14 protein-coding genes and 1 pseudogene are annotated in these 13,605 nt (G+C 68.6%); 11 read left to right on the forward strand and 4 right to left on the reverse strand.

The features are described 5' to 3' along the window. Nucleotides 1-8: 8 nt before the first annotated feature. Nucleotides 9-1,280: a cytochrome P450 gene (locus tag IF11_RS0126485; RefSeq protein ID WP_051746233.1), complete on the forward strand. Its 1,272-nt coding sequence runs from the start codon at nt 9-11 to the stop codon at nt 1,278-1,280. After that, nucleotides 1,277-2,053 carry a thioesterase II family protein gene (locus tag IF11_RS0126490; RefSeq protein WP_030354247.1) on the forward strand — a complete coding sequence of 259 codons (777 nt, stop codon included), beginning with the start codon at nt 1,277-1,279 and terminating at the stop codon, nt 2,051-2,053. Before IF11_RS0126485 ends, IF11_RS0126490 begins: the two co-directional genes overlap by 4 nt. A gap of 44 nt (nt 2,054-2,097) precedes the next feature. Here the strand turns inward: IF11_RS0126490 and IF11_RS0126495 are convergent, their stop codons facing one another. Continuing rightward, entirely contained in the window at nt 2,098-2,754 is a 657-nt protein-coding gene (locus IF11_RS0126495) for a DUF3995 domain-containing protein (protein WP_078490935.1), read from the reverse strand. A 264-nt stretch (nt 2,755-3,018) separates the two neighbouring features. Here IF11_RS0126495 and IF11_RS0126500 point away from each other — a divergent pair, with 264 nt between their 5' ends. The 6 genes from IF11_RS0126500 (at nt 3,019) to IF11_RS0126525 (ending at nt 8,566) form a co-directional block, all read left to right on the forward strand. Beyond that, nucleotides 3,019-3,993: a daunorubicin resistance protein DrrA family ABC transporter ATP-binding protein gene (locus tag IF11_RS0126500; RefSeq protein WP_037728609.1), complete on the forward strand. Its 975-nt coding sequence runs from the start codon at nt 3,019-3,021 to the stop codon at nt 3,991-3,993. Continuing rightward, nucleotides 3,990-4,778 (forward strand): ABC transporter permease, encoded by a 789-nt coding sequence (locus tag IF11_RS0126505; RefSeq protein WP_030354250.1) that lies wholly within the window; start codon nt 3,990-3,992, stop codon nt 4,776-4,778. Before IF11_RS0126500 ends, IF11_RS0126505 begins: the two co-directional genes overlap by 4 nt. Nucleotides 4,779-4,824: 46 nt before the next feature. After that, on the forward strand, nt 4,825-5,976 hold the full coding sequence (locus IF11_RS0126510) for a class I SAM-dependent methyltransferase (protein WP_030354251.1): 1,152 nt from the start codon (nt 4,825-4,827) through the stop codon (nt 5,974-5,976). Between the two features lie 15 nt (nt 5,977-5,991). After that, complete coding sequence (locus tag IF11_RS0126515) at nt 5,992-6,783, forward strand: ABC transporter permease (protein WP_030354252.1); 792 nt, start codon at nt 5,992-5,994, stop codon at nt 6,781-6,783. 112 nt (nt 6,784-6,895) lie between these two features. Beyond that, nucleotides 6,896-7,966 (forward strand): MupA/Atu3671 family FMN-dependent luciferase-like monooxygenase, encoded by a 1,071-nt coding sequence (locus IF11_RS0126520; protein ID WP_030354253.1) that lies wholly within the window; start codon nt 6,896-6,898, stop codon nt 7,964-7,966. 36 nt (nt 7,967-8,002) lie between these two features. Continuing rightward, on the forward strand, nt 8,003-8,566 hold the full coding sequence (locus IF11_RS0126525) for a flavin reductase family protein (RefSeq protein WP_051746234.1): 564 nt from the start codon (nt 8,003-8,005) through the stop codon (nt 8,564-8,566). Between the two features lie 46 nt (nt 8,567-8,612). On the opposite strand, the gene IF11_RS0126530 is transcribed toward IF11_RS0126525, so the two are convergent. From IF11_RS0126530 to IF11_RS39340, 3 genes are all read right to left on the reverse strand, one after another. After that, nucleotides 8,613-9,935, reverse strand: a complete 1,323-nt coding sequence (locus IF11_RS0126530; RefSeq protein ID WP_206300691.1) for a methylaspartate mutase — start codon at nt 9,933-9,935, stop codon at nt 8,613-8,615. Next, complete coding sequence (locus tag IF11_RS41650; RefSeq protein WP_106979270.1) at nt 9,932-10,432, reverse strand: cobalamin B12-binding domain-containing protein; 501 nt, start codon at nt 10,430-10,432, stop codon at nt 9,932-9,934. The genes IF11_RS0126530 and IF11_RS41650 overlap by 4 nt, the downstream gene beginning before the upstream one ends. A 70-nt stretch (nt 10,433-10,502) precedes the next feature. Then, a complete protein-coding gene (locus tag IF11_RS39340) occupies nt 10,503-10,790 on the reverse strand; it encodes a LysR family transcriptional regulator (RefSeq protein ID WP_078490936.1) in 288 nt (95 codons plus the stop codon). A gap of 476 nt (nt 10,791-11,266) precedes the next feature. On the opposite strand from IF11_RS39340, the pseudogene IF11_RS40430 reads away from it, so the two are divergent. The 3 genes and pseudogenes from IF11_RS40430 to IF11_RS42750 form a co-directional block, all read left to right on the forward strand. Further along, nucleotides 11,267-11,413: pseudogene (locus IF11_RS40430) on the forward strand (IS701 family transposase); the annotation flags it as partial. 190 nt (nt 11,414-11,603) lie between these two features. After that, nucleotides 11,604-12,986, forward strand: a complete 1,383-nt coding sequence (locus IF11_RS0126540; protein ID WP_030354257.1) for a tannase/feruloyl esterase family alpha/beta hydrolase — start codon at nt 11,604-11,606, stop codon at nt 12,984-12,986. 208 nt (nt 12,987-13,194) lie between these two features. Beyond that, on the forward strand, nt 13,195-13,320 hold the full coding sequence (locus IF11_RS42750) for a hypothetical protein (RefSeq protein ID WP_276311306.1): 126 nt from the start codon (nt 13,195-13,197) through the stop codon (nt 13,318-13,320). Nucleotides 13,321-13,605: the final 285 nt, after the last annotated feature.

Below are 13,605 nucleotides of genomic sequence, written 5' to 3' on the forward strand. Positions count from 1 at the left end.
GCGGAAAAATGACCGCGCACACGATGCCGATGCCGGACGACATCTCCACCATCGATCTGACCTGTCCCAGGACGTTCGAGGAGAACGACCTCAGCGAATACTGGCGGCAGTTGCGTACCACGCGGCCGCTCCACTGGCATCCGCCGGTCGGCGACGCACCGGGCTTCTGGGTGGTCAGCCGGTACGCGGACGTCATGGCGCTGTACAAGGAAAACAAGCGGCTCACCTCGGAGAAGGGCAACGTGCTGGTCACGCTGCTCTCCGGGGGCGACTCCGCCGCCGGCAAGATGCTCGCCGTCACCGACGGGGCCATGCACCGGAACCTGCGTAACGTGCTGCTCAAGAGCTTCTCCCCGCACTCGCTCAAGCCCATCATCGACCGGGTCCGGACCAACACCACGCGGCTGGTGGTGGAGGCCGTACGCCGTGGTGAGTGCGACTTCGCCACCGACGTGGCCGAGCACATCCCGCTGAACACCATCTCCGACCTGCTCGGGGTGCCCACCGCGGACCGCGAGTTCCTGCTGAGCCTCACCAAGTCCGCGCTCAGTTCGGACGAGGAGGGCCAGTCCGCCACCGAGGCCTGGCTCGCCCGCAACGAGATCCTGCTGTACTTCAGCGAGTTGGTCGCCGAGCGCCGCGCGAGGCCGACCGAGGACGTGATCAGCGTCCTCGCCAACAGCACCGTGGAGGGCGAGCTGCTGACCGAGGAGGTCATCGTCCTCAACTGCTACAGCCTGATCCTCGGCGGCGACGAGACCAGTCGGCTCTCGATGATCGACTCGGTGCAGACCCTCAGCCGGCACCCGGACCAGTGGCAACTGCTGCGCGACCGGAAGGTGACGCTGGAGTCGGCCACCGAGGAGGTGCTGCGCTGGGCGACCCCGGCGATGCACTTCGGCCGCCGCGCGGTGGCCGACGTGGAACTGCACGGCCAGGTGATCGCCGCCGGCGACGTTGTGACGCTGTGGAACAGCTCGGCCAACCGGGACGAGGAGGTCTTCGCGGACCCGTACGTCTTCGACCTGAACCGGTCACCCAACAAACACATCACCTTCGGCTACGGCCCGCACTTCTGCATCGGCGCGTATCTGGGCCGGGCCGAGGTGAACGCGATGATCGACGCCCTGCGCACCTACACCACCGGGTTCGAGATCACCGGGGAGCCGCAGCGGATCCACTCCAACTTCCTCACCGGGCTGTGCAGTCTGCCGACGCGCTTCCAGCCGGACGAGGCCGCGCTGGCCGCGTACGAGACCGAGAGCGGAGCACGCCTGTGAACCGGCCCGCCGACGTCAGCCCGCTGAAGTGGCTGCGTTGGTACCGCAAGGCGGCCGAGCCCCGGCTGCGGCTGGTGTGCTTCCCACACGCGGGCGGCGCGGCCAGCGTGTTCCGTGACTGGCCTCGGTGGCTGCCCGAGGACATCGAGGTGATCGGAGTGTGCTACCCGGGCCGGCAGGATCGGGTGATGGAGCCGTGCGTCGACGAGATGGGCGCGCTGACGACCCGGATCGCCGACGCGCTGCAGGGCTACGCCGGAGGACGGCTCGCCTTCTTCGGGCACAGCATGGGTGCTTCCGTCGCCTACGAGGTGGCGCTGCGCCTGCAACAGCGCACCGGTTCGCCCTTGGCGTGGCTGTTCGTCTCCGGCCAGCTGCCCTCGCACCGGGTGGTGCCGAAGAATGTGTACCGGCGCGGCGACGACGCGATCGTCGACGAGGTGCGCAGGCTCGGCGACCCGGACGCCGGCACCGTGCTGGACGACCCGGATCTGCGGGAGCTCGTACTGCCCGCGATCCGGGCGGACTTCCACCTGATCGGCACCTATCTCCCGCGCCCGGTCTCGCCGTTGGCCACTCCGGTCACCGCGTACGTCGGGGACGGGGACGAGGAGGTGCCGGTCGAGGGCCTGAGGGAGTGGGCGGCGGCGACCGCCACCGGCCGCTTCGACCACCGGGTCTACCCCGGTGGTCACTTCTACCTGCTGGAGGACCCCGAAGCTCTCGTGCGCGACCTCGCGGGCCATCTCACCACCGCCTCCGCCGCCGGCTGACCGGTGCGGGGGCGGTGGTCGGCCGGCCGGTACCGACGCGATGGTCAGGAAATCGCGAACTGCTTGCCGGCGAGGTCCAGGAGCAAGCCGAACACGTCGATCAGCGCGATGCCCGCGATGAGCGACATCCGCCACCTGCGCCGCCCGGCGGGCGTGCGAATGAACTGCCAGGCAGCCAGCGCGAGCAGGAGGCCCTGGATCAGGAAGCAGGGCTCGAACACGAGGATGTCCAGTACCGCGGAGTGACGGTTCTCCGCGGCCGCGGTGGCCGGGCTGACACCGGCCACGACCGGGAAGTTGACGGCGCCGTGCCACCCGCTCAAGTAGAGGGCCTTGGTGATCAGACCGTAGATCGCGTGGGAGACGCACACGACCGCCCCGATCCACAGGGGTACCAGCAGCGTCCAGGAGGGAACCCGCCGGCCGATCGGGTGGTTCAGCGCGAGGACGAAGAGCGCGCCGATCACCATGATGACGCTGACGACCCAGTTGACCGCCTGCACCGCGGCCTTCTCCTGCAGTGCCAGAAGCGGCAGTCCCCAGGTGCCGCCGACCGCCCAGTAGAGATGGATCGCCGTGAAAAGGAGCGTGAAAGCGAAAGCCAGCTGAACCCATACCGGTTGCGGTGGAAGTGTTATTTCCGGTTCTCGGTCGCCCGAATTCGCACTTTCTTCGATCGGCATTGATTTTTCGTAGGTCATTCACAATCCTTACATCCGCGGTCCGACCGGATCGTCAGCACGGTATCACCAGGCTCTGAGATACATGACTTGCACGTATCAGATTCTTCGATGAGAAGCCCGGCTCCGGCCTTGTCAATGCTAGCTTCGGCGCAGTCGATGCGACAACCGCCGCGATCGGTGGAGCAGTTGGCGTTATCTGTTTCCCTGCGGAAAGTCCGGCGTTGTCCGACCTGAATCGTTGAGCCGTGACCAGCGCGGACTTTGAGTCTATGGGGTGAACGTGTGGACATTGCAATCCAGGCTGAGGGGCTGCGTAAACGATACGGCGGTAAACAGGCCAAGGACGCGCTGAACGGTGTCGACCTGTCGGTGCCCGCCGGCACGATCTTCGGGCTGCTCGGCCCCAACGGTGCCGGAAAGACCACCATCGTCCGAATCCTTGCCACCTTGCTCTCCGCGGACAGCGGCGAGGCCGGCGTGGCGGGTTTCGACGTGCGTCGTCAGCCGAAGGAGGTACGGCGGCGCATCGGGCTGACCGGGCAGTACGCGGCGGTGGACGAAAGGTTGACCGGCCGGGAGAACCTGCGCCTGATCGGAACCCTCTATCACCTCGGCCGGAGCGCCACGCGCGTCAGAGCGGACGAGTTGCTCGAACAGCTCGACCTGACCGACGCGGCCGACCGGCCGGTGAAAACCTACTCCGGCGGCATGCGACGTCGACTGGACCTCGCGGCCAGCCTGATCGCGGAGCCGCCGGTGCTGTTCCTGGACGAGCCGACCACCGGGCTCGACCTGACGAGCCGGCTGACGCTGTGGGAGGTGATCCGCGGCCAAGTGCGTGGCGGCGCCACCGTCCTCCTCACCACCCAGTACCTCGAAGAGGCCGACCAGCTCGCGGATCGCATCGCTGTGCTGAACAACGGCGGCGTCATCGCCGAGGGCACGCCGGACGAGCTGAAGGACCGGGTGGGCGACGACCGCCTCCGGGTCACCGCGGCCTCCGCGAAGGACGTCATCGAGTTGACCAAGGTGCTGAGCCGGTTCAGCGGCGACGAGCCCCTCGTGGACGAGGAGAGGAGAACGGTCTCGGTGTCGATGACCGAAGGCGTCCGTGGCATAGCGACGGTGGCGACCGAGCTGGCCGAGGCCGGCATCCCGGTGGCCGACTTCCAGCTCAGTCGCCCGTCGATGGACGAGGTCTTCCTGTCCCTGACCGGCGACGCGCCGCAGCCGGTGGCCGAAGGAGCCGTGGCGTGACCGAGTCCCTCAGTGATTCCCTCGCCCTGATAGGCCGCCACCTGCGGCATCTGGCCCGGGTGCCGGAGCGGCTGTTGAGCGTGACGCTGATGCCGGTGATGTACGTGATCGTCTTCGGCTTCCTGTTCGGCAGCGCCATGCAGGTCGAGGGCGGCGACTATCGCGAGTACATCATGGCCGGCATCTTCGCCCAGGTCATGCTGGCCAACCTGCAGACCACCGCGGTCGGCGTCGTCGACGACCTGCGCAACGGGCTGGTCGACCGGTTCCGTTCGCTTCCGATGTCCCGTTACGCCGTGCTGATCGGGCGCACCGTCTCCGACCTGCTGCTCTCGTCGATCGCCGTGGTCGTGATGGCTGTGGTCGGCTATCTGATCGGCTGGCGGGTGCACACCGGCGTCGGCAACATCGTGGCCGCCTTCGGCCTCCTCCTGCTGCTGGGCCTGGGCGCCGCCTGGCTCGGCGCTCTGCTCGGCCTGTCGCTGCGCAACGTCGAAGCGGTCAGCGCGGTGATGTCCATGGTCATGATGCCGCTCACCTTCCTCTCCAGCGCCTTCATCCCACCCAGTGGGCTGCCCGGATGGCTCCAAGCCATCACCGTCTGGAACCCGCTGTCGTCGGTCGTCGAGGCCGTGCGCCAACTGTTCGGCAACCCCTCCTCCGTCGGCGACAGCTCCTTCCCCGCACTCCACCCCGTGCCCGTCGCCATGGTTCTGGTCGCCGCGATGATCGCGCTGGCCATGCCGCTCGCCGCCCGCAGGTACCGGACTGCCTCGGCCCGGTGAACGGCTCGGCCGAGAAGGCGCCGCCTACCCCCAAAGGAGCACTGCGATGACGCCTGGCGTCAACACGTCCGCCGATCTCGAAGCGGATGACGCGCCCTCACCGGAACACAACATCCGTCCGCTCGTGGACACCGCGTTGCTGTCCGACTGGCGGGGTAGCGGCAAGGTCGTGCACTCCGCCCACCGGATCTACGAGCACCTGATCTCGCTGTGGGCACCGGGCGCCATCGAGGCCGCGCACGACCTCGGCGTGTTCGCGAAGCTGAGCACGGGCCCCATGACCGGTGACCAGCTCGCCGAGGCGTGCCAGGCCAACCGGCGGGCCATGCGGGTGCTGATGGACGGCCTGTACGCGTACGACATCGTCGACCGCAGCTCGACCGACGACGGCCCCGCGGTCTACCGGATGCCGGAGGAGATGCGCGAATGCCTCCTGCCCGACGGGCTGTTCAGCCTCGTCGGCAAGATCGAATACGACCGTCAACTGGCCTGGCCCGCCTGGCGGAACCTCGCGGACGCGGTGCGCCACGACAACCGCGACGAGGTCGGCGAGCTCCAGCTCAACCAGATCAACGAGCACAACTACGCATCGCTCGTGCGCGGCATCAACTTCTGGGCGCCGCCCGTCGTCGAAGCGCTGCGCGGCGGGTTCGAGACGCTGGACTGGCCCACCGACCGGCCCGCCTCCGTGCTGGACGTCGGCTGCGGTACCGGGCTCTACAGCCAGCTTCTGCTGCGCCACTTCGGGCAGTGGCGCGCCACGGGCCTGGAAGCCCCGCACATCGCCTCGATCGCCGAGGAGCAGGCCGAGCGGCTCGGCGTCGCCGAGCGGTTCGAGGTCCAGGTGCGCGACTTCTGGACCGAGAGCTGGGGTTCCGGCCACGACCTGCTGCTCTTCGTCAACATATTCCATCTCCAGACCCCGGAGTCGGCGCGGGAACTGCTGCACAAGTCCAAGCAGGCCCTCTCGGAAAACGGCATGATCTGCATCGCCGACCACCTGGTCACCGGCGAGCAGGACGCCAAGTCGATCCAGGACCGGTTCGCGATGCTGTTCGCCGTGTCGATGCTGGCCACCGGGGGCGGCGATGCCTTCCTGGTGGACGAGTACGACGGGTGGCTGGCCGAGACGGGGCTCCGCCGACTCGCGCTTCTGGACACGCCGATGCATCGGATCTTGCTCGCCGGCCACGCCTGATCGGCATCCGTCGACATGACCGAGTTCGTCAGCGACACATGTGCGATCGCCGGCCGCGACCTGCGGCATCTGCTGCGACTGCCGGAGAAGTTGATCGGCTTCACCGTGATGCCGCTCGCGATGGTCCTGGGCCTGGGGATCCTGTTCGGGGGCAGTATGCGCGTACCGGGCGGCGGGGAGTACGGCGCGTATGTGTCGGCGGGAGTGGTCACCTCGATGGCCGTCTCGATGACCGCGCTCTCCGCGCTGGGTGTGGTCGGCGACCTGCAGGACGGCATGTTCGACCGGCTCCGCTCGCTGCCGGTCAGCCGCCTGGCCGTGCTGTGCGGACGGGTCGCGGTGGACTCGATACTCGTGGTGGTGGCGATGGTCAGCGTGGCGTCGGCGGCCGGGATCGTCGGCTGGCCGGTGGGCGCCCGGCCGCACGCGGTGCTGGCGGGGATGGGTCTGGAGATGCTGCTGGGCATGGGCTGTTCGTGTCTGGGAATCTTCCTCGGCCTTACCTTCCGCAACGCCGAGGCGGTCATCTCCGTGGTACCGGTGTGCCTCCTGCCGGTGACCTTCCTGTCCAATGCCTTCGTGCCTCCGGACGGCCTGCCCGGCTGGCTGCGCGACGTGGTCGGCTGGAACCCGGTGACCGCGGTGACCAGCACGGTGCGCGGCCTGCTGAGCACATCGGACGCGGCCTCGACCGCGGGCTTCTTCGGCCACCCCGCCCCGTTCGCGCTTGCGTTCTGCCTGGTGTTGATCGCTCTGGCCGCTCCGGCGGCGACGCGGGCCTACGATCGCGCGGGAGCCGCACGCTGAACCAGCCGCCGTACCAACCCGCAAACGGTCAGATGTCGCCCGGGATCAGAGTTTTCGCACAGGCCCGGGCCAGATGTTCCTACTTACTCGGCTCTGTGTGTCAGGAGGCGCCATGGACTTCGGTCTCTTCTACTTCGCGAACGACAAGGAGGATGTCAGCGACAGATATCGGCTGCTGATAGAGGGAGCCAAATTCGCTGACACCCGCGGTTTCGCCTCGGTGTGGACTCCTGAACGCCATTTCCACGCGTTCGGCGGCCTTTACCCGAACCCGGCGGTGACCGGGGCCGCGGTGGCCGCGGTCACCGAGAGGGTCGCCGTGAGGGCCGGCAGTGTGGTGGCCCCGCTGCACCACCCGGTGCGCATCGCGGAGGAGTGGTCCATCGTGGACAACCTCTCCAAGGGCAGGGTGGGCATCGCGTTCGCGTCCGGCTGGCACGCCGCCGACTTCGTGCTGCGCCCGGAGGGCTACCCCACCCGCAGGTCCGGGCTGATCGACACGGTGACGTCGATCCGCAGCCTGTGGCGGCAGGAACCCGCGTCGTTCGTCGACGGCGCGGGCGAGACCGTCGACGTGACGGTCTTCCCGCCCCCCGTGCAGTCGGAGCTGCCGGTCTGGCTGACCAGCGCGGGCAACCCGCAGACCTTCCGGGACGCGGGCGAGATGGGCGCGGGCGTGCTGACTCATCTGCTGGGCCAGGGCGTCGACGTACTGGAGAAGCGGATCGGCGAGTACCGGCAGTCCTTCCGTGACCACCACGACGAGACCGAGGGCGACGGACACGTCGCACTCATGCTGCACACCTTCATCGGCCCGGACAGGGAGAAGGTCAAGGAGACGGTCCGCGAGCCGTTCAGCAAGTACCTGGCCAGCTCCTTCGACCTGGTCATCCATGCCGCCAAGGCTGCGGGCGCGAACGCGGTCGCACTGGATCTCAAAGAGATGAGCCCGGCGGACATCGACTTCATGGTCGGCCAGGCGTTCGACCGCTACTTCGAGACCAGCGGCCTGTTCGGCACGGTCCAGGACGGCCTGCGGATGTGTGAGGCCCTGTACGACATCGGCGTGGACGAGATCGCCTGCCTGATCGACTTCGGTGTGGAAACCGACGAGGTACTGGCCGGCCTGGTCCATCTCGACCAGCTCAGGCAGGCGTGGCGGGAACGCGAACCGGCTCGATGACCGGGACGCGGACATCAAGGCGCGGCGAGGAAGGGAATGGATGTGGAGCCGGATCCGGTCGGCAACGAGGCGTATCGCGCGTTCATGGGTTCCTTCCCGACCGGCGTGTCTGTCGTCACCACGGTCGATGAGGCCGGACGGCCTCGCGGAATGACATGCTCCTCCCTGTCGAGCGTCAGCCTTGACCCGCCCATCCTGTCCGTCTGCCTCTCGGTGACCAGCGGCACGCTCAGCGCGTTGCGCGCCCACGGCTTCTTCGGGGTCAACCTGCTGGGCGCCCAGGGAAGTTCGGTCGCCCGCCACTTCGCCGACTCCACGCTGAGCCACTTCGAGCGGCTGCCGTGGCGGCCGGCCGCCGGCACCGGAATACCGCGGCTCGACGGAGACACCATCGGCTTCGCCGCGTGCCGGGTGACGGACACCAAGCTCGTCGGCGACCATGTCGTGGTCTTCGGTGTGGTCCTCGGCGCCGACTGCGGCGTCGGCGTGCCGCTGCTTTACGGTCGCCGGCAGTTCGCCGCCTGGCCCGGAGCCGCCAAGGGTGACGTGGCCGGTCAGCGTGCCGGTCTCGACGGTGCGACCGCGGAACGGCCGGCGTGACGGGCACGTTCACGTCATCATGGCCGTCACCTGGGCACAGGGGCCGTCACCGCGGGTCGGAGCCCGCGACCGCGGCGGCGGCGCGGTCCGCGCGTGCATCCCGGTCGAACTTCCGCCGTACATAGGAGAGATCAGCCAGCAGACCCGCGGCGGTCACCTCGTGGCGCCGCCCCGTCCGGACCAGGTGCGCCAGTGGCAGCGCTCCGGTCTCCGCCCAGCACAGCCGGCCTTCCTCGTCCAGCCGGCTGCGGGTACGGCCCCGGTTGTCAGGATGCACGCAGTACGGGATGTCGAGGTAGCCGCGTTCGAACGCCAGCAGCAGAGCGCGAGCCGGATCGGAGTGCAGGTTCAGCACGCCGTCGATCAGCGCCAGCGCTTCGGCGTACGTCTGCGAATCCGTACCTGGATCGCGCGCGGTCGTCGGGCACGCCTCGGCCGTCCGTGCCGCGTACTCCAGGGCCGCCACGTTCTCCGCGACGGTGGGGATCCGCCGGGACTCCGCGACGGTCTTGACGATGAGGCGTTCCGCGCCCGTCCGCAGGGCGAGTTGGGTGGCGTGGCCGAGCAGCTGGTACGCGCCGGCCTCGGTGACCGGGTACGCCCCCATGTACGTGTAGACGACCGTGTGCCAGTCCACATCGGGCAGCAGCGCCTCGCACAGCCGGCGCAGTGCGAACACCGCCTCGGTGTCCTGTCCGGCATGGGTCTGCTGGGCGTAGCTCACCGAGATACTGCGGCATCCGTACGCGCGGAAGAACAGCGCCTCCAGCACGCTCAGCGCCACCAACTGGCTCGGCGGGCAGAGCTGGCCCATCATGCAGCCGCCGAAGGTCTCCAGGTGTGGTTCGGCGCCCAGGTCACGCAGGTGCGAGAACAGTTCGGTGCACTGCCGCCAGGCCGCGATCGACTCGGCCAGCGGGGTGCGCCCGTAGGGAAGGCAGTAGGACACCGGACCGCCCTCGGTCGCGTCCAGGCCCAGCGTGATCAGTTTGCTGAAGATGTGCCGGGGGAGCGAGGACCCGTGCCGTACCTGCACGGGGAAGCCGGTGTCCCGGACGCCGGCCAGTACCGCCCGCGTCGTCGAGTCGGGGTGACTGGCGATCGGATATCCGTTGAGCGGCAGGTTCTCGCGCAGGGCGTGCTCGGCCGATGCCAGGTCGCCCACCCTGGTGTAGCTGTCCAGGGTCAGTGTGCCGCTGGTGTGCGCTCTCGCCGCCTTGGTGGCGGCCAGACCCGCTCGCATCTGCGTCGGATCGCTGAAACCCATCCGCGGCTGCACCACGAGGGCGCCGGCGTCCGCCCGGGCACGGACGAACGCGCCGAACCCCGGCTGTGTGTGACACGGGCGGCTCGGCACAAGGGCGGTCACTCGGTTCTCCCCACGCACAAGGCCCCCCGCGGGGCGGTCGGGAGCGAGGCGACGAACGCCGCGAACTCGGCCGTGCCCGACACCTGGTCGGGGAAGACGGCGTCGAAGCCGGCGCCCAGCAGTTCCTGCGCGTGCCGGCCCGGATCCTCGTCGGACACCGTGAGCTTGCCGCCGATCACCATCGGAGTGGCGGCCAGTTCCGCGCAGTCGCGCAGCCGGGCGACCACCCGCAGGCCGTCGGTGCAGCCGTGCCCGTTGACACTGCCGAGGGCCACCAGCACGGGGTCGATCCTGCGGCATTCGTCGACCAGCATGTCATCCGGTACGCAGGGCCCGAGGTTGACCACGTGGTAGCCGAGTTCCTCGATGACGAGCTGGAGGTAGACCAGGTTCCAGGTGTGTGCGTCACTCGCCAGCCCCGACACCACGACTGTGCCACGGGACCGCATCGCGGACCGCGCGCTCCCCGCGACGACTTCGATCTCCTGCTGTGCCACGGTTCTCCTTTTCCGTAGATTTGGTGAAGTCGCCCCGGGACCGAGGTGGTCATGCGCAGCCGAGCGGCGCTTATGGCGACATGACCGCCAAGGGCGTTCTGCCGAGTTCCATACATTCTCTTTTGATGTTGTCGATCAGCATCAATGTCGCGCGTGCCGACGGCAGGATCGTGTGACCTTCGCGCGTGAGAGTGGTGCCGCCTGAACTTCGGGTGAACAGTTTGATGCCAAGAGACCGCTCAAGGCAGACGATCTGATAGCTGATTGCCGGCTGCGAGTAGCCCAGTTTCTTGGCTGCGAGATCCATACGACCTATCTCGGCAATCGCCACAAAGGCGCGCAGTTCACGCTCATGCATAATCGCCCCTCACAATTGACGGACTATTGCGTCGCGCAACCCTAGCGAGCGGCTCTCTCGGCAGTCACGGCTTCTGCAGGAAGCTGTCAGAAAGCGCAAAACGGGACCTGTCCCCGAGTGGGGGACACTTTTGACCCCGGGCCCGCCAGGGCCGAACCGCACCTCGCCGGGTATTCCGGCCGCGTCGTGGCGCTCGGCGTCGGAGCACCAGGAGTGTTTGAGCCTCGCACTCAGCGTCCATGACGAAATCCCGGCCCGCACATACTCCGTGCTGCTGCGCGACGGGCTTGCTCCGCACGGCATGAAGGGTGACGCCCGGCGAGCGCACTATGCGGTAGCGGGACTGATCCCGGCTCGGCCCCGCACGGAACGGTGCCCGACCAGGAGCAACAGAAGCCGGAGCAGGAGACGCCCGAGGCAGCGGCGGAGCCGGGGGCACGGAAGCGAGCAGCGGCTCGGCAGACCTGGCGAACGCGAACGAGATCCAGCGACTGTTCATCACCTTGGCCGTCCGGCCCGTGCGCGAGGTAGCCCACCGGCTCGCCTGGTCCGCCTGGCGGCGCCGTCACCAGGCCCGAGCCCAAGCCGGCCATTACCGACGACAAGCCGCGAATCAGACATGAAGATCACAATTTACGGCTGGAGTACTAGCCCTGTCAGGTCGTGGGTGGTGCGGCCGGGGTGGGGGTTCGCTCCACTTCCCGGCTCCCGGAACTATGGGCCGTCCACATGGCCCGGCCCACCGGGGGCGCTGACGATGTGCGCCATGGCAAAAGACGCACCCGACCGGGGCGAACCCATCGGAGGAGTTCCATGCGTGTGAGAACTGGTGTCACCGTGCTGGCCGTCATGCTGCTGGCCGTCACAGCGACCGGCGCCGCGCCTGCCCCCGTACCGGCCTCGGAGGCCAATACGGCGCCGTCCCACTGCGGCTCCCGTGAGCGTGTCTCCGTGCCCGGCGCGGAATTCCAGACCACGGCCTGTCTGCGGGACATGACCACTGCCGCGCTCGCCGGCACTCAGTACACCGACTCCACCGACTGGTCCCCGCTCTTCGCCAAGGGCACCAAGAACCCCTCGGGTGTGCCCGGTGTCCAGATCGACGGCTACTTCCCCGACTCCTCGCGGCTGAACGCCACCCACGGCTGGAAGCACGACGCCCAGTTCGTGATCCGGCTCCCCGACCGCTGGAACGGCGGCCTTGTGGTGACCGGCGCGCCCGGCAATCGCAAGCAGTACTCGCTGGACCCGCTGATCTCCGACTGGGTGCTGGCCCAGGGCTATGCCTTCGCCTCCACCGACAAGGGGAACAGCGGCCCCGACTTCTATACGGACGGCACCCGGCCCGGCGACGCGGTCGCCGAATGGAACAGCCGCACAACCGAATTGACCCGCGCCGCGCGCAAGACCCTCCAGCACGCGTACGGACACGCCCCACGCCGCACGTACATGACCGGCACCTCCAACGGCGGCTATCTGACCCGCTGGCAGCTTGAGAACCATCCCGAGCTGTACGACGGCGGAGTGGACTGGGAGGGCGTGCTCTGGACGGAGGGCGGCCCCAATCTCCTCACGTATCTGCCGACCACTGTCGCGTACCGGGCGGGCGCCGCGGGAGCCGACGACATGTACGCGGCCGGGTTCGCCCCGGGCAGTGAGTTCCTCTGGCCTTACCACCAGAGTGCCTACTGGGGGCTGACACAGAAGGTCTACCGGGCCGAGTTCGACCCCATGTACGACCCCGACTGCCCCGGTGCTTCGGCCGGTTCGACGACCGCGGAGATCCTCGCGCCCTGCGCCTCGGACGCTTCGTACGACTACGCGGCCCGGCCGCGCTCCGTCCACCGGGCCGTCGAGCGCGTGTCGCTGACCGGCAAGATCGGCAAACCCATGATCACGCTCCAGGGCTCGCTGGACACCCTGCTGCCGATCGCCACCGACTCGGACGTCTACACACGCATGATCGACGACCAGCACCGGGCCCGGCTGCACCGCTACTACACGATCGAGGGTGGTACCCATGTCGACGGGCTCTACGACACATATCCGGACCGGCTGCGCCCGATCCTCCCCTGCTACCGGAGCGCGTTCGAGGCACTGACACAGTGGGTCGAGCGCGGCGCTGCCCCGCCGGCGAGCCGTACCGTCCCGAAGCCCGCCTCGGGCGACGTCGTGAACTCCTGCGCGCTGGGCTGAACCCGCCGGACCGCTCCCCACCCGTGACCGATCGGTGAAGGGGCCCGGCTGCGGCGCGCCCAGGTACTGCGACGAGGACATCCAGCTCTCCTCCCGGCTGCGTCGCGCAGCGCAAACGTACAAGATCCCCCGAAGAGAGTGGCGGCGTAGGCTCCGCGTCGGAGCAGTGCCCCAAGTACCGGCGGACGACCGGCCCCAGGTAGTCCACGTGGGGACCGTCCAGGTCCGCGAGGTCATCCGGGGCTCGCACCAGCGCGATCCGGCCCAGCTCGGGTGCACGCCCGAGGGCCCGAGCGCCAGGCACGAGAGCCGCGTAGCGGTCGCGCAGCACTGACGCCGGTCGGCGCTGGCGTAGGTACGGGTGCGGAACAGTACCGCTCGAACTTGACTGGCGTTGCTGTCCGGCCGCGTACCCCTCAGTCCGGGCCGGGCAGCTCCCCCACCGTGATGCGGCAGCAGCCCGCACGAGGAGGACTGTCCGTGCGGGTGACGGTTCGGTGGGCACGGTGGACGCCCTTCGCGGGTCATGGGTTTGGGCGGCGTAGTGCCCTCGGGAGGATGAACCACAGGCCGGTGAACATGGTGAGTGTGGCAGCCGTGATCGTGACGGCGGCGGTCA

It is taken from the genome of Streptomyces scopuliridis RB72 (assembly GCF_000718095.1).
Classification (GTDB): domain Bacteria; phylum Actinomycetota; class Actinomycetes; order Streptomycetales; family Streptomycetaceae; genus Streptomyces; species Streptomyces scopuliridis.

Bases quoted from the DNA above. Each gene is read 5' to 3' on its own strand.
- IF11_RS0126485 (WP_051746233.1), top strand. From the start codon at position 9: ATGACCGCGCACACGATGCCGATGCCGGACGACATCTCCACCATCGAT.
- IF11_RS0126495 (WP_078490935.1), bottom strand. From the start codon at position 2,754: ATGACCTACGAAAAATCAATGCCGATCGAAGAAAGTGCGAATTCGGGC.
- IF11_RS0126510 (WP_030354251.1), top strand. From the start codon at position 4,825: ATGACGCCTGGCGTCAACACGTCCGCCGATCTCGAAGCGGATGACGCG.
- IF11_RS0126515 (WP_030354252.1), top strand. From the start codon at position 5,992: ATGACCGAGTTCGTCAGCGACACATGTGCGATCGCCGGCCGCGACCTG.
- IF11_RS0126520 (WP_030354253.1), top strand. From the start codon at position 6,896: ATGGACTTCGGTCTCTTCTACTTCGCGAACGACAAGGAGGATGTCAGC.
- IF11_RS0126525 (WP_051746234.1), top strand. From the start codon at position 8,003: ATGGATGTGGAGCCGGATCCGGTCGGCAACGAGGCGTATCGCGCGTTC.
- IF11_RS39340 (WP_078490936.1), bottom strand. From the start codon at position 10,790: ATGCATGAGCGTGAACTGCGCGCCTTTGTGGCGATTGCCGAGATAGGT.
- IF11_RS0126540 (WP_030354257.1), top strand. From the start codon at position 11,604: ATGCGTGTGAGAACTGGTGTCACCGTGCTGGCCGTCATGCTGCTGGCC.